The sequence below is a fragment of the Microbulbifer mixtoriginis (SeqCode) genome (genome assembly GCF_052467945.1).
Window position 1 is genome coordinate 2,571,503 of record NZ_CP174328.1, and the last position, 26,272, is coordinate 2,597,774.

Annotated in this window: 20 protein-coding genes; 13 read left to right on the forward strand and 7 right to left on the reverse strand. The window is 46.8% G+C overall.

The window, feature by feature from the left end:
• Positions 1-175: 175 nt before the first annotated feature.
• Complete coding sequence (locus ACJJIJ_RS11305; RefSeq protein ID WP_252082454.1) at positions 176-1,264, reverse strand: Glu/Leu/Phe/Val dehydrogenase dimerization domain-containing protein; 1,089 nt, start codon at positions 1,262-1,264, stop codon at positions 176-178.
• Positions 1,265-1,614: 350 nt separating this feature from the next.
• On the opposite strand from ACJJIJ_RS11305, the gene ACJJIJ_RS11310 reads away from it, so the two are divergent.
• From ACJJIJ_RS11310 to ACJJIJ_RS11325, 4 genes are all read left to right on the forward strand, one after another.
• Positions 1,615-3,582: a VacB/RNase II family 3'-5' exoribonuclease gene (locus ACJJIJ_RS11310; protein WP_444937435.1), complete on the forward strand. Its 1,968-nt coding sequence runs from the start codon at positions 1,615-1,617 to the stop codon at positions 3,580-3,582.
• Between the two features lie 116 nt (positions 3,583-3,698).
• Positions 3,699-5,171, forward strand: a complete 1,473-nt coding sequence (locus tag ACJJIJ_RS11315; protein ID WP_444937436.1) for an aminoacyl-histidine dipeptidase — start codon at positions 3,699-3,701, stop codon at positions 5,169-5,171.
• Positions 5,172-5,458: 287 nt separating this feature from the next.
• On the forward strand, positions 5,459-5,980 hold the full coding sequence (locus ACJJIJ_RS11320; protein ID WP_444937437.1) for a hypothetical protein: 522 nt from the start codon (positions 5,459-5,461) through the stop codon (positions 5,978-5,980).
• A gap of 55 nt (positions 5,981-6,035) precedes the next feature.
• On the forward strand, positions 6,036-6,329 hold the full coding sequence (locus ACJJIJ_RS11325; protein WP_353505491.1) for a YceK/YidQ family lipoprotein: 294 nt from the start codon (positions 6,036-6,038) through the stop codon (positions 6,327-6,329).
• A 147-nt stretch (positions 6,330-6,476) separates the two neighbouring features.
• On the opposite strand, the gene ACJJIJ_RS11330 is transcribed toward ACJJIJ_RS11325, so the two are convergent.
• The 3 genes from ACJJIJ_RS11330 to ACJJIJ_RS11340 form a co-directional block, all read right to left on the reverse strand.
• Positions 6,477-7,379 carry a polysaccharide deacetylase family protein gene (locus tag ACJJIJ_RS11330; protein WP_444937438.1) on the reverse strand — a complete coding sequence of 301 codons (903 nt, stop codon included), beginning with the start codon at positions 7,377-7,379 and terminating at the stop codon, positions 6,477-6,479.
• A 5-nt stretch (positions 7,380-7,384) separates the two neighbouring features.
• On the reverse strand, positions 7,385-8,257 hold the full coding sequence (locus ACJJIJ_RS11335; RefSeq protein WP_444937439.1) for a GNAT family N-acetyltransferase: 873 nt from the start codon (positions 8,255-8,257) through the stop codon (positions 7,385-7,387).
• A gap of 74 nt (positions 8,258-8,331) precedes the next feature.
• Entirely contained in the window at positions 8,332-9,414 is a 1,083-nt protein-coding gene (locus tag ACJJIJ_RS11340) for a bile salt hydrolase (RefSeq protein WP_444937440.1), read from the reverse strand.
• Between the two features lie 446 nt (positions 9,415-9,860).
• Here ACJJIJ_RS11340 and ACJJIJ_RS11345 point away from each other — a divergent pair, with 446 nt between their 5' ends.
• From ACJJIJ_RS11345 to rdgC, 5 genes are all read left to right on the forward strand, one after another.
• Entirely contained in the window at positions 9,861-10,259 is a 399-nt protein-coding gene (locus ACJJIJ_RS11345) for a VOC family protein (protein ID WP_444937441.1), read from the forward strand.
• 423 nt (positions 10,260-10,682) lie between these two features.
• Positions 10,683-11,783, forward strand: coding sequence for an alpha/beta hydrolase family protein (locus tag ACJJIJ_RS11350; protein WP_444937442.1), 1,101 nt, complete (start codon positions 10,683-10,685; stop codon positions 11,781-11,783).
• A gap of 90 nt (positions 11,784-11,873) precedes the next feature.
• Positions 11,874-12,377: a hypothetical protein gene (locus ACJJIJ_RS11355; RefSeq protein ID WP_444886769.1), complete on the forward strand. Its 504-nt coding sequence runs from the start codon at positions 11,874-11,876 to the stop codon at positions 12,375-12,377.
• Positions 12,378-12,387: 10 nt separating this feature from the next.
• Positions 12,388-12,726 (forward strand): hypothetical protein, encoded by a 339-nt coding sequence (locus tag ACJJIJ_RS11360; RefSeq protein ID WP_252082473.1) that lies wholly within the window; start codon positions 12,388-12,390, stop codon positions 12,724-12,726.
• Positions 12,727-13,421: 695 nt separating this feature from the next.
• Positions 13,422-14,414, forward strand: a complete 993-nt coding sequence (rdgC, locus tag ACJJIJ_RS11365; RefSeq protein WP_444937443.1) for a recombination-associated protein RdgC — start codon at positions 13,422-13,424, stop codon at positions 14,412-14,414.
• 104 nt (positions 14,415-14,518) lie between these two features.
• Here the strand turns inward: rdgC and gnd are convergent, their stop codons facing one another.
• Positions 14,519-16,039, reverse strand: a complete 1,521-nt coding sequence (gene gnd, locus ACJJIJ_RS11370) for an NADP-dependent phosphogluconate dehydrogenase (protein WP_252082477.1) — start codon at positions 16,037-16,039, stop codon at positions 14,519-14,521.
• 1,139 nt (positions 16,040-17,178) lie between these two features.
• Between gnd and ACJJIJ_RS11375 the strand changes: the two genes are divergently transcribed.
• The gene (locus ACJJIJ_RS11375) at positions 17,179-17,661 is read left to right on the forward strand and encodes a PraA/PraB family alkane oxidation protein activator (RefSeq protein WP_444884255.1); all 483 of its coding nucleotides are present in this window, start codon (positions 17,179-17,181) and stop codon (positions 17,659-17,661) included.
• 316 nt (positions 17,662-17,977) lie between these two features.
• Here ACJJIJ_RS11375 and ACJJIJ_RS11380 read toward each other — a convergent pair whose 3' ends face one another.
• Complete coding sequence (locus ACJJIJ_RS11380) at positions 17,978-20,989, reverse strand: TonB-dependent receptor (protein WP_444937444.1); 3,012 nt, start codon at positions 20,987-20,989, stop codon at positions 17,978-17,980.
• Positions 20,990-21,598: 609 nt separating this feature from the next.
• Positions 21,599-22,114, reverse strand: a complete 516-nt coding sequence (locus ACJJIJ_RS11385; protein ID WP_252082484.1) for an RNA polymerase sigma factor — start codon at positions 22,112-22,114, stop codon at positions 21,599-21,601.
• Between the two features lie 786 nt (positions 22,115-22,900).
• Between ACJJIJ_RS11385 and ACJJIJ_RS11390 the strand changes: the two genes are divergently transcribed.
• The 3 genes from ACJJIJ_RS11390 to ACJJIJ_RS11400 all read left to right on the forward strand — a co-directional run bounded on the left by ACJJIJ_RS11390 (position 22,901) and on the right by ACJJIJ_RS11400 (position 26,265).
• Positions 22,901-24,373 (forward strand): alpha/beta hydrolase, encoded by a 1,473-nt coding sequence (locus tag ACJJIJ_RS11390; protein ID WP_444937445.1) that lies wholly within the window; start codon positions 22,901-22,903, stop codon positions 24,371-24,373.
• Between the two features lie 119 nt (positions 24,374-24,492).
• Complete coding sequence (locus ACJJIJ_RS11395; RefSeq protein WP_252082487.1) at positions 24,493-25,587, forward strand: PaaI family thioesterase; 1,095 nt, start codon at positions 24,493-24,495, stop codon at positions 25,585-25,587.
• Positions 25,588-25,731: 144 nt separating this feature from the next.
• Positions 25,732-26,265 carry a DUF2058 domain-containing protein gene (locus tag ACJJIJ_RS11400; RefSeq protein WP_252082489.1) on the forward strand — a complete coding sequence of 178 codons (534 nt, stop codon included), beginning with the start codon at positions 25,732-25,734 and terminating at the stop codon, positions 26,263-26,265.
• Positions 26,266-26,272: the final 7 nt, after the last annotated feature.

Below are 26,272 nucleotides of genomic sequence, written 5' to 3' on the forward strand. Positions count from 1 at the left end.
CCCTCCGCAGTAACGAACCAAAAACCTGGCACCAGAATGAGGCACCAGGTCACTACATCAATCTTGAGACAAAAAAATGGGCACTAAAGTGCCCAAATAAATACATCACAGAGAGAAGCGATGATGCCAATCGCCAGGGATCAGGTCATCGGCACATCTCCCGTGCCGAATTAGGTTATGCTGCCACGGTGCCGGATTTGTTCTCCGTATCACCGGTCACAGAGTGGTGTCCGAAGCGTTCTTCAGCAATACGGTCGGCCACATGCGCTGTGGTCTCGCCAGTCTCGTCTGCACGCACAAACACTTCTTTCATGGTGCTACCGATTTCTTCGATATGGGCCTTCACCTCTGCGGCGTCGTAGTCACCTTTTTGCTGATAGTAAACATCAATAATGCCGCCGGCGTTGATCACATAGTCTGGCGCATACAGAATACCTTTCTCGCGCAGAGCCGCTGCATGGCGCTCCTCGGCCAGCTGGTTATTGGCTGCACCGGCCACAGCACCCACCTTCAGGCGGGAAATGGTGTCGTCATTGAGGATGGCACCCATAGCGCAGGGAGCAAACAGATCAACATCCAGATCAAAGATCTCATCTGCGGTCACGGCAATAGCACCCAGCTCAGTTACCGCACGGTCGATATTGTCCTGGAAGATATCGGTCACAAACAGTTCTGCACCAGCATCTTTCAGTAGTTTACCCAGGCGGAAGCCCACGTTGCCCACCCCCTGGATAGAGACCTTCAGACCCGTAAGGTCGGTTTTGCCCCAGCGGTGTTCGACAGCAGCCTTAAGGCCGACAAACACCCCATATGCAGTGGAGGGAGAGGGGTCACCGCCGAATTCAGAACCCGCGAACAGACCGGACACATACTCGGTGGTCTCGCCAATTACGCTCATGTCGGCAACACTGGTGCCGGAATCCTCTGCGGTAATATAGCGGCCGCCCAGGGTATTGATGAACTCACCCATGGCGCGCAGCAGCTCGGGAGTCTTTTCCTTACGCGGATCGCCAATAATGACGGATTTGCCGCCACCCAGCTTCAAGCCAGCCATAGCAGACTTGTAGGTCATGCCTCGTGAAAGACGCAGAACATCATTCAGAGCCTCGCCGTCATCGGCGTATGGCCACATGCGGCAACCACCCAGGGAGGGACCTAAATTCGTATTGTGTACCGCGATAATTGCTTTGAGACCACTCTTAGCATCTTGGTAAAACGCCACTTGTTCGTGCTTATCGTAGGCGGAATGGGAAAAAATACTCATTAACTGTTCCTCTCCGGAAGGCCGGTTCTACAGCTGGGGAACAACCACAGCCCTTATCTGTTTTTATTTAGGGGTAAGATTATATCTAGCTTCGGCAGATAAAGTTTGCATATTTTGCACAGAACAGCGCTGTAATAGCTAAATCCTCACACGAATTATTTTTTTTTAGGACAGCGACCCCTACGGAAATATACTGGGCCATACAGTCATCGATCTTGACTGCCCCTTCAACCCGGCATCTTTGCGCTTAATCAAACGGATATGATTTCTCCTTCTTTAGCCCCCTGTTACCCGCTTCATTCTGGTCTGGTAGAATCCGCGCCTAAATCGACCCCCGAGAGATCAACTCGATGCTGAATGCCGACGCTCTGAAACAACTTTCACAACTGAAAACAGATATTCGCTCCAGTAAGGAGTTTGCCGAGGGCCGGGTTCGCGGCAGCAACGGCAAATTTGGCTTTGTGGAGCTAGAAGATGGACGCGAGGCTTTTTTACCTCCCAATGAGATGGAACGGGTTTTCCCAGGTGATCGTGTCCGCGTCAGCCTCACGGAAGAGAAAAAAGGCAAGCTCAGCGCTGAGCTGGATACACTGATCGAAAGCCAACTCGACTATCTGGTTGGGCAATATGTCCAACGGGGCCAGGGGCATTTTATCCAGCCCAGCCAGAACGGCTTGTCGCGCTGGATTTTCCTGCCTCCCAAGGCCCGCGGTAAAGCACAGCCGGGAGAGTTTATCGCCTGTAAAATCAATCGACACCCATTCAAAGATGGCCGCGCCCAGGCAAAAGTGGAGACGGTCATTGGCAAGCCCGATATCCCCGGTATTGAGCATGCTTATGTAGTAGCGCAATTCAAATTGCCTGAGCAGTTTGGCCAACCTGCGGAGGCCCAGGCGCAAGAAATCAGCGCTCAACTCGCCGAAGTGATCTCCGAGCGCCAGGATCTGTCTGAACTGGGCTTTGCCACAATTGATGCGGAAAGTACCCGCGATATGGACGACGCCCTCGCCGTCACCACCCGCAACGAAGGCTGGACCCTGCATATCGCCATCGCCGACCCCTCCAGTGTGATAGAAACCGGCAGCCCCTTGGACAAAGAGGCGTTCGAGCGCGCTCACAGCCAATACCTGCCCGGTGAAACCCTACCCATGCTGCCGCGTAACCTGTGTGAAAACCTGTTCTCCCTGGTACCTGGAGAACTGCGCCCGGCCCTGGTGGTTCATATTGATATCAACACTGATGGCAGCCTGGGCGAGAGCCGCTATGAATTTGCTGCGATTCGCTCCCAGCACAAGCTGAGCTACATCCAAGTGAGCCAGTTCATTGAGGGCGACGAATCCGCCGTACCAGAAGAGCAAAAACAAAGTCTGCACAACCTGGCTGCCGTTTTTGAAGCTCGCTCTGCCTATCGTGCAAATCACTCCCTGGCGATGGAAGACCGCCCCGATTACGAGATTCACCTCGACGACAAGCGCAAGATCGCTCGTATCGAAAAGCAGGAGCGCAATATTGCACAGCGCATGGTGGAAGAAGCCATGCTCGCCACAAATATCAGCATTGGCGGCAAACTGGCTGAGCTGCAACAGGGCTGCTTCTCGGTACACCTGGGTTTTCGCGAGGAGCGCATGGGTGAGGTACGCAGCCTACTCAAAGAGTTACTACCGGAGCATGCAGAGCAAGACCTCGGCGAATTGCCACATTACCTAGCCCTGGTTAAGTATCTGGAAAGCCATGGCGATGCACAGATGCAAAACCTGTTGTCGGTTCTGAAGCGCATGCTGCGCCCCGGCCAACTCGACAACAAAGCGGGAGCGCACCTAGGTCTAGGCCTTGAAGCCTACGCCACTGCGACCTCCCCCATTCGCAAATACAACGACCTGCATAACCATCGGGTACTGCGTGCCGCCCAACAAGACGGCCCTGCTGCGGCGCTTGGTGACGAACAGATCGAAGCCCTGCAGGACAGCCTGACCCGCGGCCGCCAGGCCAATCGTGCGCTCGAGCAATGGCTTTATGCCCAATTTATGCAGGACAAGGTTGGACAGGCGTTCAGCGGCAAGATCACCCTGGTCAATGGCGCCGGTCTCGGTGTGCGCCTGGACGAATTTGGTATTGATGGATTTGTTCGCCTAAATGGGGATAAAAGGAACCTGCCGAATTTTGACGGCAAGCACCTTACCCTTACCTACAACGAACAGAGCTACCAGCTGGAACAAACTATCAGCGTTAAAGTTTCCTCTGTAGATGTCGATAAACGCCGCATCTCCCTGGAGCTCTTACCTGAAACTTCAGCAAACGAAATGGCTATAGAGAAATAAGCCAAGTAGAACCCCAAAGAGCCCGGCACCCGCCGGGCTCTTTACTGTTATGCCCTAGCTGCGCCAATTTAAACGCAGAGCATAAAACCAACCCATAACAATGCCCGAGGCCACCAATGAGCAATATTGCTGAGCTGAACCCTAAACCGCTATGGCAACACTTCGCCAAACTCTGTGAAATTCCCCGCCCATCCAAGCATGAAGACCGCGTTGTCGAACACATTGTGGAATTTGCCAAGAATCGCGGCTTAGAAGTTCAGCTCGACGAAATTGGCAATGTCATTATCAAGAAGCCGGCTACCCCCGGCATGGAAAACCGCCAGACACTGGCACTGCAAAGCCATGTGGATATGGTGCCGCAGAAAAATGCCGATACTGATCACGATTTTCTGACGGACCCCATCAAACCCTATATCGATGGTGAGTGGGTAACCGCAGAAGGCACCACCCTGGGGGCCGATAACGGCATCGGTGTAGCTGCCATCCTCGCCCTGATGGAATCTACAGATATCCCGCACCCAGCCCTGGAAGCACTGCTGACTATTGATGAAGAAGCGGGTATGACCGGAGCGAAAAATCTTAAGCCAGGTTATTTCGAAGCAGACCTGCTGTTAAATCTCGATACCGAAGATGAGGGAGAACTCTACATCGGCTGTGCCGGTGGAGTGGACGTTAATGCCGCCTTACCCTACACCGCCGAGCCTCTGATGGCTGATGCTCAGGCTTTCAAACTCACTGTACGCGGTCTACGCGGTGGGCACTCCGGCCTGGACATTGACAAAGGTCGCGGTAACGCCAATAAAATTGCCAATCGTGTTATTGATACCGCTCAGCGAAGCATTCCCCAATTGCGCATTGCCAGCCTCGATGGTGGCAGCTTGCGCAATGCCATCCCTCGGGAATCTTTCAGCACTCTGGTTGTACCGAATAACGCACAGAAACAGTTACAGGAAATTGTTGAGCAAGAGAGCGCGCAAATTACACGCGAATTCGACAATGAAGCAGCGCTGGAGATTTGCTTAGAAGCAGCCGAAGCACCGAGCAGCGTTATGGATGAAGCGAGCCAGCTGAAATTAATCCGTGCTATTCGCGCCTGCCCCAACGGTGTAGAACGCATGAGCACCGCACTGGATGGTATTGCCGATACATCCAACAACTTGGCTCGTGTGGTAACTGTTGAAGAAAACGGCCAACATCAAGTAAAGATGCAATGCCTGGTACGCAGCCTCTCCGACAGCGCCCGAGACCACCATGGACTCGACGTAGCCGCCATATTCGAGCTGACCGGTGCAAAAACCAAACTGGGCAATGCCTATCCCGGCTGGACGCCAAACCCAGCATCACCACTACTTGCCATGATGCGGGAAGTGTACAAGGTAATGACTGGGGAACATGCAGAAGTAAAAGTCATCCACGCCGGCCTGGAATGCGGTCTTTTAGCCAAGCCATACCCCAACTGGGACATGGTCTCATTCGGCCCCACTATCCGACGCGCCCACTCACCCGAAGAGCGAGTGCATATCCAGAGTGTGGCTAACTTCTGGGATTATTTTATTAAAGTTGTGCAGGCCATTCCTGCCCGTAGCTAGCTTAACGATCAACCTATAGAGCTATCTTTAACAGTATCATCCTTTTTTATTGCCTGCCCACTACAAATCATCTAAGTGGGCAGGCGACCCCCAACAAGAAAAAATCTAGTCAGCAGTCTTCTTTCTCAATCTGATTTACTTTTTTACCCCATCAATTAATAAAATATTTTTCATTTTCCAAAGAGTGCTCAGCGCCTTTATAAAAATTCTTACTCTAGAAACCACCATGGAACTTCCCTTGAATACCTTAGGTCAATAGAATCGCTTTAACACAACATGGAAGAACTATGAAAAGTGTGATTTTTGCCGGTATTCTTTTCCCTTCCTTCGCATTCGCCTCTGCAAATCTGAATAACCACTTTAGCTTTGGTGTAGGTACACAATATGGAGGCCTTTTAGGTATCAAGTACTCAAACACCTATGGGGCCGACACTTTTTATATCGGAGGAGGGCTGGCCGACAACCTTGATGAAGAGTATGGAATAACCCTTGGATGGGAAAGAAGCTTGAACCCGAAACACTCCCTCGGCTTACTTATAAGAACAAAAGAGCTAGATTGGGAACATTATATTTATGAAAATTCAAACCTTCTCAGCGCATCGCCGAATAATCAACCATCATCTGGAATCAAATATAAAGGACGTTATGAAAGCTATATCGCAGGATCTTACACTTACTTCTTCAATAGATATGACGAGGCCAGCCTCTTAGGTGGTATCAGTTTGGGAAAATCCTACCTAAAAACTAATAAAGATGGCTCATTCAGAGATGGGACCGAGCTAAAACTACATTTCGGCTATCAATTCTAAACATTCACAGGGAACGATATTAATGAAAACTATCAGTCTAGCAATTTGCTCTCTTATGTTAACGGGCTGTGGGACTTTCACCACCCTCTCCAGCACAGACCGTGAAATTTCTGCAAATTTAAAACGGCAAAAATCCAACTGTGAATCCATCCCGAGAGTCTACAGCGGTCTCTCCTACAATATATGTAAAATGCATTCAGACAGTGAATCAATAAATGTCGACTTACTTCTCGGCGTGTACCTCGTAGACAGCCTCTTTTCCACCGCAACTGACACAATAGTGCTTCCATTTACCATGATTGAGCAGAGGAAAAACGGAAATATTTCAGTCTCCAGCAGTCAGTATTAACAACGGTATTTAAGTAAAAACAGAGAATAAAAGCCGCTGGCAGATCTATGAAGTATCAATTGCTGCCAGCCTCTTATAAATTAACAACATTTCCTATGACAGTTGAAAAACCCTATTGACCTCGACAACACAAAGAGCTTAATAAGGTTAACTACTCCCCCCCGCTGAAGGGTGCTGAGAAATCCAATGTTTGGCAATATCTGACCTTCTACAAATCCAAACTTTTTCATGATTTTGGATATAGTCAATAAATTGGAGTAAAGCCATTGCACGAGCGGGGTGGCCACTGATTCGGCCATGTAAGCCAACCGTTAACATTTTCGCCTGACTCTCCCCTTCTAGCCAGAGAAGATCAAAAGCATCTTTTAAAATTTGAAAAAAATCTTCTGCCGAAGCGCAGCCATTTGGGAAAAGATATCGAACATCATTATTCACAAGGCTATAGGGAATGATTAGCCTAGGCTTTGGGGTGTAACTCCAGTATGGCAAGTCATCGCTGTAGGAGTCAGAACTATAGAGGACCTGGGAAACTTCCCCTAGAAGTTTGCGGGTATTAGCACTCGTGCGACCAATATACCAACCAACTTCTCTCTCTCCAGTTAGTCTTTCAATGCATTTATGGGTTGTTCGTATATGCTCTCGCTCAACGGCTTCATCAATATGGCGATAATCTAACCAGCGATATCCATGCCCTGCTATTTCATGACCTGCGGCTACCAATGCCTGTGCCACACTTGGGTTCAATTCCAGTGCCAACCCACAGGCGAAGGCCGTTAGTGGGAGTTGGTTCGAGTTGAAGATATTGAGGATACGCCACACGCCAGCCCGGCTACCATACTCATACATACTCTCAACACTGAGGTCTCTTTCCCCTAAACGCGGCTCCCTACCAAAGAGTTCATGTAAGTAAGCTTCCGATTGATCATCCCCGTTTAAAACACAAGATTCAGCGCCTTCCTCTATATTCAGTACAAATTGAACGGCTATCCTGGCCCCATTCGGCCATTTTGGATCCGGAGGCTGCCCTGCATAGCCTTCTAAGTCACGCACAATCATCAACCCAGCTCAAAGGTTGTTACACCGAAAATACGCTCATGAGCAATATTGGGCTTAGAGCCTAGGTACATACGCGCACAACCAAATACCTCTTTCATATTATATTTTTTAACTAAAGCCATGGCTTCTTGATTATTTTCCGGCACATCCAAAAATACAGCCCCTCCTGAAGAAAACTTTGTCAATTCAATCAATAGCGCTTCAGCCAACTGACCGTTATTGGCAAATAAAGGGCCCACTTTACAACCTTCACCACAGCGGCGAATTACCCCATAACCTTTCAACGTTCCCGATTGCAATACCCCCAAAGCCTGAGCCCCTTCTTGATTCAGCCAAGTACGCAAGAATTTTTCCCTTCCTGCAGGGAAGCAGGTCATGTCATATTGAAGAAGCTGATCGAAAGGAATCTCTGCAAGAGGTAATATTTCAAAATTTCCACTACTATTTGAAGCCACTTTTAAAGGCACGGCCATACTAAAACGCAAGTTGCGATGAGAGAATTTAAAGCCGCCTTCCCCATAGAAATCCTGCATCTGGAATGCAGCATCCAGCCCCACTGAAGCTCCTGGGCTTAACCTTTCAAGCATTCGTTGACGACGGAAATACCAAAGTTTACGACCAAGCCCCAATCCTCGGTACTCTGGCTTCACAATAAAGAAGCCCATAAAGCCATATATTCCCTCATACGAGGTAATAGCACCACCACCTATCATTTTGTCCTGAACCAGTGCAGCGATAAATGCTTTAGAGTCCGTTTGCCAAAAAGTTTCAGCATCATGCAATCCTGGATTCCAGCCCTCTTGAGCTGCCCAATGTACCAAGACATCGACTTCAGGGCGCTGCATATTACGTATAGTCATTGTATCTTTCATATCCACCCCTATTTATAAAGAGACTGAGATCAACTCCATTTATAACCTAGTTAAATGTGACTTTTTAACTCCGGTTAACTCTTTGGCGCAAGAAATTTAAAGGGAGTTGCCGGCTTAAGCTGCGAAGATATTTCACCACCAATATCACTCGGGGTATCCAGTTTCATAGATAAAACCTTCGCCCCACTTTTAAAATCTAAATTACTAAAATCCAACCAAACCACCGAAGGATTAATCACTGAGTCAAAGTAATATCGCATTCTCTTTTGATCTATCACTGAACGCCACAGGGTCGAGGCAATATTAGGTTTCCCTGGATCACTCATACCCAGTGGCACACTCACAGCGCGTATTTGTGAGAAGACTGAGGCAATTGCCTTTCGATGATCTTTAAAATTTGGTGATGACTCAAGGGCAAAGCTAGCACGGACAAAACGATCTGCTGCAGTTATGGTACCTGGCAGAAAATTCTCACCACCAATCTGGCTCCAATAAGTATTAATCGCCAGTTGTTGGCTATATATCGGAGAGTTGGTCATGACCTTATATTGTTTGCCATGATGGACCTGTAGTGCTCCATTGATATACTCGAATATCGCAGAATCCCCACTGGGATCGGAGATTGAAATATGCGCAGTAGCGGGCTTACCATCAGGCAAATCAGCTCCTATCACAGTAAATGGATCTGCCTCCATCGCTGTAACCACTTCTTCAACAGTTGCATAATTGTCCAGCATATATTGAAGCCAGGCTCCAACTGAAATGGTCGGTTTTCCGCGCTTTTGAGGGTTCCCATATTCAGCCTCGGCCAGATAAAGTAGATTCCCAGCCAAGCCTGCCTCATTAAGGCCATCAGAAGTTGCCGCCTCATAAATACTTATTACTACCGAACCGTACTTCGAAGTCCAAGTTATCGACTGTTGACCGACACCTCCATTTCTCTGCATCCCTTTTGGGAACAACCAAAAGTCCATTGCAGCTGTGGTATCACTCCAGTCCATACTTCTCCCTGTAATATAAGAACCATCACCAGCCTCATAAAAAATTCTAGTGCAGGCACTGGCATTGCTTTGGCTCAACCCAACAAACAAGATCAGAGCTGTACCAAGTAAACCGCGAACAAATTTATTGTCCATCATCTTTTCCCTGATATACATGCCATTAATTTCCTTTTAAATTTTTAAAGCCACACCGATCAGCCGCTAATCAATTCTATTTCAATAACGATCAAGTCATCTATCTTTAATGGCCAAGTCTAGCTTTAGCTGCCAACAATAAACGACAACATGTGGAAAGAGACGAAAACGATTTAACTGAATATTTCCACCTAACTCTAACCCCATAAAAAGACGCTTAAAGATTCATTATGAAGATCGCCCACAAGCCTTAAAGCGATCCTGAATCTCACTATCTGATAACGTGAACAGCAACCGTTTGATACATCTAATTAGAACCCCTTGTGTTTAGGCACGACAGGAGTATTTCTGTCATATAATTCTACGCTGTGATTTAATCAAATTCTGACTGCAGTAGTATTCAGTACAATAAAGCCAGTTAATATCAAGCCCTTCTATCAACATTCAATCAGCAAAGACGGGATTTTATGAACACTATAGGAAGATTGGTTATTCTTGTTTGTGACTACGAAGAAGCTATTACTTTTTACCGTGACAAACTTGGTTTCGAAGTATTTATTGATTCAGAGGCTCCGCCATTAAGATTCGTTCACCTTCGCCTACCCGAACAAAAAGACATGGGTATTTGGCTCTTACAAGCCTCCTCCAATAGTCAATTGGATCAGGTTGGCAGACAGACGGCGGGTCAGCCCTGTGCAGTTATTTATACAGAGGATTTTGATAATGAATATAAGCGCCTAATAAATAATGGAGTAAAATTTACTAAGCCAAGAACCTCAGATTCCAACGCTGAGTTTGCCCATTTTGAAGACCTGTATGGCAATGAGTTTATACTTGTCCAGCTGCAAACAGAAGTGGTTGATTAAACTACTTTTTCTACCAAACTTGCCACTGCTAGCACTCAACTACGGTGGCAGGGGTTCAATTTAAATCTCTCCGAACTCACTAACTGCGCCTCATTCATTCGTTAGTATAGAAGCCATACTATTGTAAAATTTCCTGTTTACTTCTCTTTCTCTATCACATATAAATCGGGCAAGACTCGCTTTACATGTACCAATTCCCATACTTTTATACCTCTTGATCTAACCCGAGCTAATTACAGGTCAAATTTTCAGCATCGGAGTATGCATAACCAGTCCAAAACTGGTGCGTCAAAGAATAAAAGGAAGTTTGTTTCTTAACATAATAACACTCAAAACATATAGGGCCCTTCAGGCCATTGAACTACGGGCACTAACTCAAAGAATGAAGCAGCCCGAGGCTCAACACTATCATTTGGAAGTACCATGAAAAGAAACTTGATAATGCTGGTACCAGGACTTACCCGTGTCACCAGTACTGCACAATTGTCCGAGTTTACAGAGGGACTTATTGCCGCGAGTGAGCGTATACCACTCACCCCCATTGCGGCGCCCACTATTCCCCCGGGCGTTCAGCGTTTACGAGCCACCACCGCAGGGCAGGAGATGGAACTGGACCTGGTTGAAGCTTATTGGAACGACCTGGTACCCAGTATTACCCAACAGACATTAAAAACTCGCCTCGCCAGGGGCTTTTCACTTATCTGGTTCTGGCTCGCTAATTTACATATTTGGAAAGGGGTACTGCGGCGCAAATACCTCACCTTTGGGCTAACCCTGTCAGCACTAGCCTTTATAGTTTGGTACCTGGGTACCATTATACTATTTGTTGAAGCTATTGAACCTGCCGCTGATAATCCATTCTTCCCTCTGGTAGAGGAATTGAAAAGATCTGTTGAATATATTGGTGGCTGGCGTATTTGGGCAGTGGCAACAGCGATTGTCGCTCTCATGCCCGTATCGCTACTGGTTGATATCTCAGATTTTTGTAAGCGCTACCTAACCAATGAGCCCGCGGCCAGAGGTAAACCCGCTGTGCGCTTTGAGATTATCAGACGTGTGCGCGAGCAACTGCAAAGCAGCCTAGACTTAGAAAACTATGAATCAGTTACAATAGTCGGGCATAGCTTTGGTAGCGTAGTTACTGTGGATCTCTTTGCAGACCTTCCCTCCTTTGGCACGCCAGTGCGTATTTTAACCATGGGCTCACTAATCGAGGTTCTGGGTAAACAGGCCCGATGGCTACAAAACGAAGTTCTAGAGTTATCCCAGCGCGATGATCTGATTGAATGGATTGATATCAAATCCCACTCCGACTGGTTTGCCAGCGGCTCAGCCGTACCTGAAGCCCGTAATTGCTATGAGAGGGTAATCGGTTCTTATGGCACTTTTCCAGATAAAATCGCGGCCAAAGTACATTCCCGCTATTTCGACAATCAGGAAGCAGTCAGATTTCTATTGTCATATTTTGAACGGCAGGACTCAGCTAAAGTTTGTAAAAATGAAGAAGCCTTAGAACCAGCTTAATGAAAGTTGAGCGTTAGTAGCCATCCATCTATCGCTTACTTGAAGTAACAATCAGAATATCCATAAACGTCAACAGCAAGGAGAGTACAGATGTTGTCCACCCCACCCAAGGTAGCATCCGCTCTGTTATACATAGTTCTGGCTCTAGCCATTAGCAGTTGCTCCCAGCTAGCTCCAAGATATGATGCGGAACTCTATTCAGATCTCACTGAGGTAAATGCAGAACTCATGCAGTTCTTTTCCTCAGTTTCTCATGGTACTGATAAAGACTCCTATGCTAAAAGAGACCAAAACTACCATGCATTAATTGGCAGGATTGACGCCTTGGCGATGCAGTCCAACACCCGGCCAATGCCCAATAAAGATACACTCAAGAAAATCAACAACTATTTGAGTTCTACAGGAGCAGATATCGTTTTCAATGAGCAGCCACCCAGTGTCAATTCACTTAAAAAAATCTCTAGCAGTCTTAATCGAATGCGCAAAGAAGACGAAGATAAGGGGCTTCGCTCTACCATTGTGGCGCTTTTCAAGAATGAAGTTGTAATCTCTATGGACCAGGCTTTAACTTACGAATCCTTCTTAAACCGCTGAGGACTTTGCCATGTCACTGGATGTAACCCAATTGATCTCAGATATTAAAGATGCAGCCTCTACCGTTATTGAACATGACATCACAGAAATCCGTGGCTTCTCAGAGCGCCAGTTATCCGCTCTAGCCCTTCAGGCAAAATTGATTGCCAAAGCCATCGCGGAAAACGAAATCGGTGAGGACTTGAGAGATTACTTTCTTGATTCTATCGAGGATATGGCATTGAATTTTGCCAGAACCCTCCGCGGCCTTCTCGCTGTAACCATAGAAAAAATCTGGAATGCCGTCGTGGGAGTAATTTGGACCGCATTGGAAGCCTGCACAGGTATTTCATTAAAAATCGCTTCCTGAGCATTCAGTAATTATATAGCCCCACAAATGTCACGGACTGACTGTGGGGAATGCCATGATGTAATTGTTTTTATATTTCAAGCAGTTTTACGGAAATAGCATTCTTCATTACCGACACACTGCTCCTCTAAATCAGCTTCAGATTCCGCGAACAATTCAAGTAGCCATCCGGGAAATATCGAAGCAATCCCTTGCTAAATATAAGTCAATCCGCTTACCTCTTTCTCTTCAAGGTTAATATCGATAAGCGCCCAGCGGCTTAAAAACACATTAGCAAACAGAGAATAATAATTGGCCTTGCTGAAATATGGGATTAAGGTTGGACTACTGGCGTGGTGTGGCCGGCTCAGATAAATCTGGCCAGCAGCCCTGCCCCCTACTTTTAAACGGTTAGGGGAGTTCTCCGATGACCCTACCCTTTAACAGAACCAGGTGTCTGCGACTGCACTCAAACTATTGCAGCTCAGCCACAAAGGCTTTCACAGAGAAAACGGCCCCGTTACGACCATCCTGCTGAAAGAACAATAACCTACAATCTCTGCAGGCATTGATGCTGAACATTCTATCCTGCCCCACCAAATTTTCGGACAAAAAACAACCAATTCGTCATTTGGAAACAGCTCACTAGCTGCCGCGCCCCAGTTTCCGCATAATTAACGTCCGCACACGCAACTGAACACCAAATGGCCTGATGTATGTGGTTTAAGAACCTTCGTATTTACCGCTTAACCAAAGAATTCTCTCTGGATGCCGAAAAACTAAACGAGTTACTGGAAGCCCAGGCATTTGTGCCTTGCGGTAGCCAGGACAGTGTCCGCTACGGTTGGGTCTCCCCCCTAGGCAGACACGGCAGTCAATTGGTACATGCCACCAATGGCTACCTGATGGTCTGCGCCAAGAAGCAAGAAAAAGTTCTACCAGCAGCCGTTATCAATGAGAAAGTAGAAGAAATGGCCCAGGCCATTTCAGAAAAAGAGGCCCGACAGGTGGGCCGCAAGGAACGTCAAAACCTCAAAGATGAGGTACTGCTAGAAATGCGGCCCAAGGCTTTTGCCAAGTCCCGCTTGCACTTTGCTTATATCGCCCCGCAGGAGGGCTGGGTAGTGGTTGATGCTTCCTCTGCCTCCGCCGCTGAAGAGTTATTGGAAAATCTGCGCGAAGCCATTAGCAGCCTCGCGGTAGTCCCTCTATCAGCCAAAAACCTGCCACAACAAACAATGACCCACTGGCTCACCGCTCCCGAGGCACCCACTCAATTTGATTTCGGGCACGAATGCGAACTGCGCGACCCAAAGGACAGCGGCAGTGTGATCCGCTGCAAAAACCAAGACCTATGCGCCGAGGAAATTCACAACCACTTGGTTGCTGGCCTGCAGGTACATAAATTAGGGTTGGTTTGGCGCGGCGGGGTCGATTTCCTGGTGGACGACCAACTCTCCGTGAAACGGGTAAAGTTCAGCGATGAGCTGCTGGAAAAGGCAGATAACACCGATGCCGAAAGTGCGGCGCAGCGCTTCGATGCAGATTTTGCAGTAATGGCACTGGAAATTTCAGCCCTAATCAAGGATCTACTCAATGCCTTTGGTGGCGTTAATACCGAATCTGCCAGCGTAGAGGAGATGGTCGCTAAAGCCTCCCACTCTGAAGCTGAAGAGCTGGCGCGAGAAGTAGAAGAAGTGGTCTTCTGATAGCCCTGTTTTACTGCAAAAGAAATGAATGGAGCAGTGAACAATAACCTGACCCTGAGCGGGACGAAAGCCCCGCCCAAGGTCAAAGTGTCGCTTTCTGAAGCTCAGATCTCCACGACTGGTCGGCCCGGCTCACCCCACAACACATGGTATTTGCGCTGCTCGGGCTGATCTACCCGTGAAAAGGTGTGCGCACCGAAGAAGTCCCGCTGCCCTTGCAGCAAGTTGGCTGGTAGGGACTCTGAACGGAAAGCGTCATAATAGCTCAGAGCTGAAGACAGCGCCGGCACCGGAATGCCATTGAGAGTTGCACTCGCCACTGCCTGGCGCCAGTTAGCCTGGTGGTCGGCGATCTGCTGGGTAAAGAAGTCATCTAATAACAAATTAGAGAGTTTGGAGTCTCGATCGTAGGCGTCACTAATCGATTGCAGGAATACCGCACGGATTATACAGCCGGCACGCCAGATTCTCGCAATTTCCGAGAAGTTCAGCTGCCAGCCCTGCTCCCGCGCAGCCAGTTTCATCAGGTCAAAACCTTGGGCGTAAACACAGATCTTGGCGCAGTAAAGGGCATCGTGCAGCTGCTGGATCACTTCCTCACGCTGCTCTGCCGCTACCTGGGTGAGAACTGGGCCCTTGAGTTTCTGCGCGGCGCGGGTACGCAAAATTTTGCGAGTAGATAGGGAGCGGGCGTAAACCGCTTCGGCAATGCTCGGCGCAGGGCAGCCTACTTCAAGACTGCTGATAGCCGTCCAAAGGCCGGTCCCCTTCTGACCCGCACGATCCAAAATCACATCCACCAGCGGTTGTTCGGTAACAGAATCCAGGGTGGACAGCACTTCAGCACTGATATTAATCAGGTAGCTGTTTAACGGGCCTCGATTCCACTCACGGAACACTTCGGCAATCTCCGCCGGTGACATCGCCAAGGCACTGCGCATCACATGGTAAGCCTCGCAGATCATTTGCATATCCGCGTACTCGATGCCGTTATGCACCATTTTTACATAGTGCCCAGAACCAATAGGGCCGATATAAGCCGCGCAGGGCTCACCCTCTTTCACCGGATTACCCGGCTCAAAGCGCTCTATAGGCTGGCCACTGGCCTTGTCCACTTTGGCCGAAATCGCGTGCCAAACGGGCTCGATACGGCTCCAGGCGTAGCGATCGCCACTGGGCATCAGCGACGGCCCAAATCGCGCACCAACCTCACCACCGGATACTGCCGTTGTAAAGAAGATCAGCTTACCTTCATAGCGCTTGGCACGCTCTACGGAGTCAGTCCAAAGGCTGTTACCCGTGTCCACAACAATATCATCAGCCTTGAGGCCAGCATCCAACAGTTTGCAACAAACATCATCTACTGGCGCCCCTGCAGGTACAGAAAGAATGATCAAGTGCGGCGCTTTGACCTTAGCCAATAACTCAGTGTATGAATTACAGGTTTCCACACGCGCAGGCCGATCACCACGTTCCTTTTTATCCTGTTCTAGCAGTGCATTGAGCCGGTTGTGATCCAAATCGAAGGCACAGACCCGATAGCCATTATCAGCCAAGTTCAAGATCAGGTTCTTACCCATCACACCAGCGCCAATAAAGCCAATGTCGCACTGTGAATCAGACATCAAATTCTCCGTCATAAGATAGGGGGGCTTTCAAGGGCGCGGAGTATAACAATATGAGTCCGGGGCAGGGAGAGCAAAAACCAAACAAAACCGTCCCCAGCCATAGTAAAAACGGCTTATGAAGTAGAAACTGGTACAGCGTAGCCCTTCACCAAGGACTTCCTCAAATTAGCCAGTAACGTGATAGCTTTTATCCTTTAATGCCAAATACACGCTCATTAAGCCCCACAAAAGCCTGCCCGAGTTAATTTAGATATTTAAAGCACTACAAAAAGACCTATGCAAAATTACACGCTGTCCGTTGATGCTAATTCAATCTACAACAAGACATTTACTGGAAGCCTCACACTTTTCATCGGGTTTCTAACTATTTAGATATGTTCAAATATATTTTCTTTAATTCCCAACTCAAGTGAAAATTAGACTAACGATAGTCTATAAATAGTCGATATTGCCTAATTTGCTCAGGACTGGAAATACACCGGTAGCTTAAATCGACCCAATGGAAAAATTACAATCAATAAAACCTTCCCAGAACTAGGGACCCAGCCACCAATAGTGATTTGTTATTAGCGGTCATAACACCCCCGAGGAACCATTTCATAAAAAACCATGAAATAAGAATTGAAATAAAGTTAAGAAAACTGACAAACTAAAAGCTATATAAGCACTTTTAAATCGTTGAATTTAATGAGAGAACAAATCCTAAATTCCTATATCTTTGCACAACTCAAAACACATCAAAAACCTTAATAAAGATCCCCAGAACAAAAATAATATAAATCTGCGAATGTCAGTATCAACAATATAATACCTTTTTCTTATGTACGCCAACCTACCCCCCCACACGATTCATAAATAAAACCAACCTATTAATAGATTGAGTTTGAGGATAGGAAATACGCCCCACAAATAAATCTGCGTCTATTTGGGCTAGACATCCCCCCAACGGTCGTCCCAACTCGTCTTTATAAATGGAAGGGGTTGGAACTGGGTCGGCTCCTATTATTGAGGTCAACTAAGTTTCATCACTTTCCAGCGATGATGAACGCTTCAAAAGGTAGCGCATATAAATTGACCAAGCATCAAGTAATGTGCCTGCATTAATAATTAACAGAAATATTAGGAACACCATTATTATGAAAAAGATCCTTACCGCTGCTTCTATCTGTTTGGCCTCTTTTGGGGTAGCCGGGCTGGCGAATGCAGAAACCTGGTCTCCCCCAGGTGCAATCGCCCTAGCGAGTGATGGTAACCTCGAAGTAGAGAAAGGTATCCTGCTTCAATGTAAACTTTCTGGAAGTGTCGACTCTACAGGAGCAGATGCCTCAGTTGGAAGCCTGGCCCTCTCGGGAGGTTTCCTTAACATTTGCGGCACTATTTCTTTTAGCGGGCTACCATATGCCCTTGTAGGACATGCAAACAATACTGTAACCCTAAAAAATGTAAACGTAGCAGCTGTATCAGGTAATTGCGCGGGAGATTTGAATGGAAGTTTCGACCAGTCAACAGGCAAAATTACCTTTAATGATGCCCAAATACCTAGTACTGGATCAGGATCTCCCTGTGTTATAAATGGCGTTGTATCTACCAATCCACAATCATCATTCACTGTACCCTAGATAGCCCCTATAATTTAGACGCACGGGGTACTATCAGCAATCATGATGGTGCCCCTTATACAATTAATTGACTTATAACAAAACACCCACCTAACCTAACTATCCTCAACTCACCCATCACCAACCAAAGAACCTAAGCTTTAGCAATCGGCTAAAAATTCATAAAGAAATATTCAAAAAACTGGCAAATTATCAAATAGCAAGTTTACATTTAAAAACGCACCTCAATTTGTCAGAAGAACCTATCCAACAGATCAAGGTGCTCTTAAAGAGGCAATTAACATTTAAACCTGTCAATCAGCCATAATCTCAGAGTTTAAAACCCTTTACTTATACTGAACCCAACAATACGAGGTTCTAAAGTAAATACATTTGTGGTGAGACCTGAGTCATCACTATTAGTAAACATGTCTGTGATCGGTGCATCATCAAATATATTCTTCACATAGAGCTGCATATACAATTCTGAGTTAGGATGACTCAAACTGACTGAAGCATTGAGGTTACTCCAGGCCTTTAAACGGTCATACTCTGTATTGTAAACCCTTGCGTAACTCTCTGATTGACGATAATAGTCAGTTCGCAAAGTTAGGTCCCAATCTTCGATAGGAATTGTATGCTCCACTCCCAAATTTACTGTGAACCGTGGGGCATTTGGCAGTTCATTGCCACTTAAATCGGCGGCAAAGCCTCTCGCTCCATTCGGTGCATCAGTGAGCGGGTTATAGGGGTCGATATTTAGCCACTCATGGAAATACTGGCTAGACTCTATTTCCGGTGTGAAAGAACCCCATCTACCCGTAGTATCACATAAAGCCCAAAGCATTAATGGGTATGGTATTGCAAATGTCGCCTCCACTACATCTTTCGGCGCAACACAGTTAGAAGGAACTTGAAGACTTGGACGAACAACTAACCAATCCTCATGTCCTTGAGTACGGTTCATTACATCAATAGACTCTTCACCATCTGCAATACGGGTCTTTAGGTAACCCATATTCATATCTAGCCGAGTGTTATCTGTAAGCTGCCATGCTAGTTCCAGCTCAATCCCCATACTCTCTGCATCAAAGTTTTCGTTTAACGAAATACGGTCAACAATTTGGGAAACTTGATAGTCGCTATAGTCATAGTAAAAAGCATTAGCGTTGAGAGTTAAGCTGCCATCAAGTAAAACATTCTTTGTTCCAATTTCAATTGCATTAACAAATTCAGGCTTAAAAGTTTCATCTAAAGGTTGGTATTGCACAACGTTGGGATCAATATCTGCGCGAGGGGGATTGGTGCCGCCCCCTTTGTAACCATGGGCAAAGGAGAGATAAAGCATCGTTTCATCGGTAAAGGGCGTATCTGTACGCCAGTCTAGTACAGCGCGCCCAGTGTACTCCTTCCAGCTTTGAGTAACGGCATCACCCTCCGGATACCCTTTATAAACCAGCCCTCCAGAGGCAGGGCCAGGAACGATCTCACCGGTATTATTATCAGTTTCAGTTCCAAGTAATAACTGACTGGGCACCGGTGTGGAACGCTTGCGATCATTCGTGTAGCGTAGACCAGTGGTAAGCTTTACATCATTATTAATTTGCCAGTAGGTTTCACCAAAAATAGCCCAGGATCGTGTTTCCACTAGATTTCGACTGAGGAAATAATTATGACCTTCCTCATCAATATTCTCTAATGAGTTGTAATCCACATACATACAATCTTGAAAACCCTCAATGTTCTGAGGATCCGTGCAATTCTCTGTACCCAAACCAGCCTCAGGATCATCAACGCCATTGTATACATGCTCGGCAATCAGGGAGAACATATTATTAAATACAAAATAATCATCCTGAGTCTTAAAATCTAGGTAATTAGCTCCCACAACAAAATTCCAAGGGCCATCAAAGGATGTTTGCAATCTGAATTCTTGACTCCACTGTTTGTTATCAGATCGGCTGATATCCACTGCCAAGACGCCATCCGAAGGACCTAACTGTGGATCGGTATAGATCCCACCGGGCGTAGGGCCTGGATCCAATCCATATTCAGTAGAATCACTAAAAATCGAGTCTGACACATACCGGTTGTAATCTTGGGAAGAGTAATAGTCGTCCTTGGCATAAGTCGACTGGGAATAAAATGTAAGAGTATCACTCATTTCCCATGCAAAATTTAACTGTACCAAGTCATTCTCAGCGCGAAACACAGGATCAAAACTGGTAGCAATTTCACGCAAATCCCTGGACTGCTCAGCATTGGCATAAGGATTTGGAAGAAATTCCTTCATTACCGGATAATAGCCTTGAAGAAGTGCTTGTGGAGCAACAACAAATGCAAGCCCCTTAGCATTGGTTGTACCATATGCTTCATCACTATAGATTGAGCCGGGTAAACAACCTTGACTAAAAAAACCTGTGAAATTTTCTGGTACTTCAACATCTCCAATCATTGAAACGCCTGGATCTGTCGTACAGAGCTGCTTCCCTGTACGTGAACGCTTATCATCCTCCTCAAAATGCTGCCAAATTAGATTGGCGCTAAATGTTTCTGAAGGCTCCCACTCAAAAATTGCCCGAGTGGAATAAAGATCACGATCATTAACGTCATTGTCTGTATAGGTATTAGTATCAAATCCATCGCGCTTAGTCATAGCACCGGAGAGGCGTAACCCCATGGTCTCCCCAATGGGTAAATTAAACATACCGCTAGTACGCTTCGAATTATAACTACCTATCTCCGCTTTAATTTCAGAGGAAAACTCATCCTCTGGCATAACCGGCAACATATTAACCACACCAGCTGTGGCATTACGACCATACAATGTGCCTTGTGGTCCGCGTAGCACTTCCACCCGCTCAACATCAAAAAACTCCTGCTCAAACAACCTGTTACGAATCAATGGAGCATTATTAAAACTCACGGCCACTGCAGGATCTGTGGCGGCAGAAACTGCCTTGGTGCCAACACCGCGAATGGAAAAGTTATAGGTACTAAAATTTGATTTGGAGAAGTTTACATTCGGTATCGCCCGTAGTAGTTCCTCACCACGTTCGATCTTCAAGGCATCCATGCTATCCCCAGAGAGTGCCGAAACTGCAATAGGAACATCTTGGATACTCTCCTCAATTTTCTGGGCCGTTACCGTCACTTCCTCGATCGGCTGTTTGGAGCGGCTACTTCTTTCCGTATCCTGTTCCTCCTGGGCTAGGGCCGCAGTGGAAACGGTAGACATCACCAGACAGGCTATTGCAGCGCTGTACCAGGGCGTTGTTTGATTGAGCGGATTGGTGGCACGAATCGCTTGTGCAATCAAATTTTTTTGCTTACGCAGGCTCATCATCATTCTGATTCTCTCTATTATATTTTCTCTGTTTTTCTGTCAGCCAAACACCACCTTATCTCAGGCCTAACTAGGTTTAAGACGCATTTACAGCACAGTCGGGGGGATCTAACCCCAGATTTTTCAGATCCACATTTACTAAATATTCGCCCCCAGAAATCAAGGAGATTAAATAAAATAACAATTAACACAACCAAACAATAGCGGTGACCAAAAGTTACAAACTCCACCTTCTCAGCGTTACACTCACTAAAAAGGGCAACTTATTTCAAGCAGGAAGCTCTCACCTTTCATAAATAAAAAAGACTAGCCTCCAAAAGGTCTTTTCGAGTGTAGTTCAAGTAAGTGCAAGCGGAATTACAATTGGGGATAAATATAGCTTTTTAGAAAATCTTTAAATCTGCAAAAACCATCTGAAGATGAAGGAGACAATAAAAGTAGAGAAGTTTTCTATTTGAGAGGCAAACATCAATATGCTTAGGTGAATAGGCGTAAATTCAAGTACTAGATTCTAAAATTTGCACAGATAGACTTAACCTGCAATTTAAAATACTTGTACTTAACCAATCTTTAATTGGATGATAGCCTGATTAAATATCCAAGAAAAACAGGTTATGAAACCTCCTCCACTGCCCGCCTAACCCTAATTAATGCGCGCTGGATAAGTTCCTTTACAGATTCCTTGGAGATCCCCATGCGTTCGGCAATATCCTGGTAAGTCAACCCCTCAAAACGGTGAAATTTAAATGCCGCCCCTGCACGTGGTGGCAGCCCCAGAATTGCTTTTAAGACGCACCGACAATCCTGCATACCTATTACTGTACGCTCCGGTGTAATAACATCGGGAATTTCATAATCAAGGGAAAGTGACTCATGGAAGGCTCGACATCGAGACTTGTGGTACCGACTGTGACTAACCAACAGATTTTTAGCTACCGTATAGATATAGTTTCTTGGATTTTCTATCTCTATATCGGACTGATTAAGGTGCCAGTGTAATTGAGCAAAAACCTCTTGCACTAAGTCATCAACATCAGCTGAAGCTACTCGAGAAGAAAAGTATCGTTTTAATCCTGGGCGATACTTATCCACCCAAGCTGAAATATCTTTTTGATAAAAATTATCCATAGTGAAACACACATGTGATTCAAATGATATTTAGTGCTCCCCAGACACAGAAAAGATTAGACAAACAACCAATGCAAAATCCACGAAATCCAGAAATTTATTCTTGTTATTTATCTGTAACAACTCCCCCCTAAAAATCAGGCCAAGCAAAACATAAAAACTACTTGGTCACAGCGAAAGAAGATTAAAAACAACCACGTTAAGGAGAGTTAACAGAATAACCTCACAAAATTTTTTGATAAATGCTTGAAAGGACTATTTGAGCAAAATGAAACGCCTTTTTATAACTGAGAGCAAAAAATCAAATAATCTCCAAAACTATTTTCCCACTTCTCATCCTCAACCTGAGTATCAACAAAATTAATCGAAGTTAATCTACCAATCGAGGACCTTTCAAGCAAACTGTGCCGCCCCCACCTTGTTCCAACGATAGATTCCCAATGCTCATCAACTCAGAATTGCCAATCATTCTATGCAAAGCCGTCCTCACATATAGATAGCGCCAACCAAACAAATCACAAGATGGTACAAATGCATACCCTTCGGAGAGTAAAGAGTTATGAAATCAAGCCATAGGACCATCGATTGAAGTAAGAGGTTGAATTGAATGACAATTCATAATCTCAATAACATTCAAGACTGAAAGCTCCAAGCTTACGAATATGAAAGGGTTTCAATTATTTCAGCAAAGGTAAGAGACTCACCTCTTTTACCATCAGCTGGCTCAATCAAGATTTTTCAAGTATAAAAATACAAAAAATTCACTCTAGGGAAGGATTGTAGTCAATGAGTTTTATTTTCAATCTCCATTTTTTAAAGGTCTTTCTACTTTTAAGTCTCTTTGTTGGTACAACAACCACCCATGCCAAATCTCCTGTTAATGAAGAGGCGTTTACTTTCACGACTTGGAATAAGCAGACTGCAGACGGCTATAAGGGCTTCTTTGAGGCAATAGAGAATCGTAGTAATCCGGAGAGCCGCTCGCTGAAACTTCACTATGTACGCTTTCCGGCAACCGGAAAAAAGTCGGGCCCGCCGATTATTTATCTTGCCGGTGGCCCTGGTGGATCGGGCATCATGGCCGTCAACTATCGTTTTGATATGTTTATGGCTTTGCGGGAGTACGGCGATGTGATCGCCCTGGACCAGCGTGGCACCGGCCGCTCCAACGATCTGCCTCACTGTGAATCTCGGCAGGTTGTTCCCGCCCTGAAAAAAACAACTGATAGCCAATACATCGAATATCATCGCGAAGCTCTGCGTGAATGCCTAGCATTCTGGCATCAAAAGGGGGTCGATCTAGCCGGTTACAACACCCTGGAAAACGCTCGCGACCTGGAGGCGCTGAAACAACATCTGGGGGTAGAGAAGATTGTGTTATGGGGCACTTCTTACGGCAGCCACCTTGCTCTAGCGGCAATAAGTGAGATAGAAGACTCCATAGACAGAGTGATCCTTTCCAGTGCTGAAGGCCTGGATCAAACTGTTAAATTACCCGCGCGAACGGGTTCTTATTTAGATCGACTGCAACTCGCCCTGGACCAGCAACCCGCAGCCAAAGTGGCCTACCCTGACATCAAGGTTCTTATCGATAGAGTGCACACAAAGCTGGAGCGAGCCCCAGTCAAAATCCAGATCCCTCAGCGGGAAGGCCACACTCTGGAGTACCTGCTTCAGCGTAGAGACATGCAACAAATTGCCTCCGCTTTTATTGCCGACCCCAAAAGTGTCGCCCACTTGTTAGGCTTCTATCGAGCTCTTGATTTGGGGCATGTTCCGGCTTTCGACCGAGTTCCCCGACGCTACTTTCCCGATGGATTCTTGAGTCCAGGCTCTCCAATTTCCCTGAGTGCCATGCCAACGGCAATAGATATAGCCTCAGGTATAAGCAGACAGCGAAAGTCTGAAGTGAAGGAGCAAGCAAAAACCGCCCTGTTAAGTGACTACCTCAACTTTTCCTATCACTACGATGGTTTGGCTGAACAGTTGGACCTGGGTGATGCTTTTCGCAGCAACCCCCATAGCAATATTCCCATTTTGCTATTCAGTGGCACTCTTGATGGCAGAACTTACATAGAGAGCCAGCAAGAGGCAATGGCAGGACTTAGTAATGCCACACTGGTAACAGTAGAAAATGCCGGTCACAATTTATTTATGGCATCCCCAGAGATACAAGACACCATCAACTCGTTCATGGAGGGGCGCCCAATCGAAAAAACCACTCTTACGGTGGATTTACCAGATTTTTCACCACAATAAGGCTTGCCCACCCAGATAGCGGCAGGTCAATAGTGCCTGCTGCCATATCCAGCCCACATTCCCTCGTTTACCCAGCCCTTGCACATTAATCTTTCAATAGATGAAATTGGAGGCGGGGGATGACCAATATCACCGACGAAGTTCATCGTGGTGCCATCTGCGACCTGCGAGCGTTGCAACAACCCGGTCTACAGACTTTCAAACGATATATTCGTGGAAGCTTGCCGGGACCGCCCTTTTGGCGGCTCACAGGTATGCAGCCAACGGAAGCAGGGTTGGGCAAAGCCACTTACTCAATGCCCATCACTCCCTGGCTGGCAGACGGCACCGGGGTCTACTGGGGTGGTATTTACGCGATGTTCGCCGACGCGCCCCTCGCCTCTGCAATTTGGACGACTCTCCCGGCCGGTAAAGTACTTAGCACTTCTGAGTTGAATATGTGTTTTATCCGGCCAATTACCAGCAATACTCAGAATATTGTTGGCCGGGCCACGACTGTGCATTCCGGCAGCCAAGTGGGGCTCTCCAGCATTCAGATCAACGATCAAGATGGCAGAACCCTCGCCTATGGAAGTACTCGCTGCCTGATTGCAGACTTCCCAGTCAATCCTGATCAGGAGCTACCTCTGCCAGACCTGGGACCAACCGATCCCCCAGACCCCTATCTCAGACCGCCACCCAAACCCTATTTCTGTGATATGGGGCATCTGCCGGAACAGGTACCTATTGAGCTTCAGCGAACTACCATCAATGAGGGTCGCATTCACCCCGTATGGTTGCTCACCGGTTACCGCGCCATCGAAATCGAGAACGGCCGCTGTATTTCTACCATGCCCTCATCCCCCTGGTTCTCTAACGGCACCCTGTCTATCTACGGAGGACTGCTGGCCTGGGCGGCGGACTTCACTATGGGGGCGGCCGTATATTCCACCTTACCGGCGGGCAGTATATTTGCCACCTTAGATATGCATATCCGCTTTGCCAGACCGGCCAAGCTCAACAGTGGGGACCTGATCCTCGAGGCGCAAGTTCTTCACCGCGGCCGCCAGCTACGGGTTTCCTCTTGTAATATCGATACCCCCAGCGGCAAACGCGTGGCAATTGCCACGGGCTCAGCACTAATGATTCCAGGGGGTGCACAAATGTTGAGCGATGGTAAAGAGCCCGATGAGATCATTGCTACCGCTACCTCTGGTAAGCCCTGGACCCCTTAAATCAAATTCCCTGCCAGCACCGCGGCTATCTTCAGGTAAAATGCCCCACATCTATGAAAGGGGTAAGTCCCCAATTACACTTTGACCAAGTAGCCACCAAACTTACTGGCGGCACAATCCAATTACTATTGCAGGAAACATACTATGGCCTCACTGCAAGACCAGCTGTTACAAGCAGGACTCGTCGACAAGAAAAAAGCCAAACAGATCGGTAAGGAAAAGCGCAAGCAACAGAAAGTTGCAAAGAAATCTTCACAACCACAGGTAGATGAAACAAAGTTAGCCGCGCAGCAAGCGCGTGCGGATAAGGCTGCACGGGATCGCGCCCTGAATGCCGAACGTGACGCTGCGGCTCAACAAAAGGCCATCGCAGCACAAATCAAGCAGCTGGTGAACAACAACCGCCAGCCCTACTCAGGTGAAACCGCCTATAACTTTACCTTTGATAAAAAAATCAAAACTATCTATGTCAGTGAAATCCTGCGGGATCATCTCATTGCCGGCCGGTTGGTGATTGTCGCCCAGGGTGAACAGTTTGAACTGGTACCCAGAGTGATCGCCGACAAAATTGCCGAGCGCAATACCGAAATCATTGTCAAACCTACCGAAACTTCGACCTCGGTGGACGAAGACGACCCCTACGCCGACTTCCAGATCCCCGACGACCTGATGTGGTAAGCCGGTA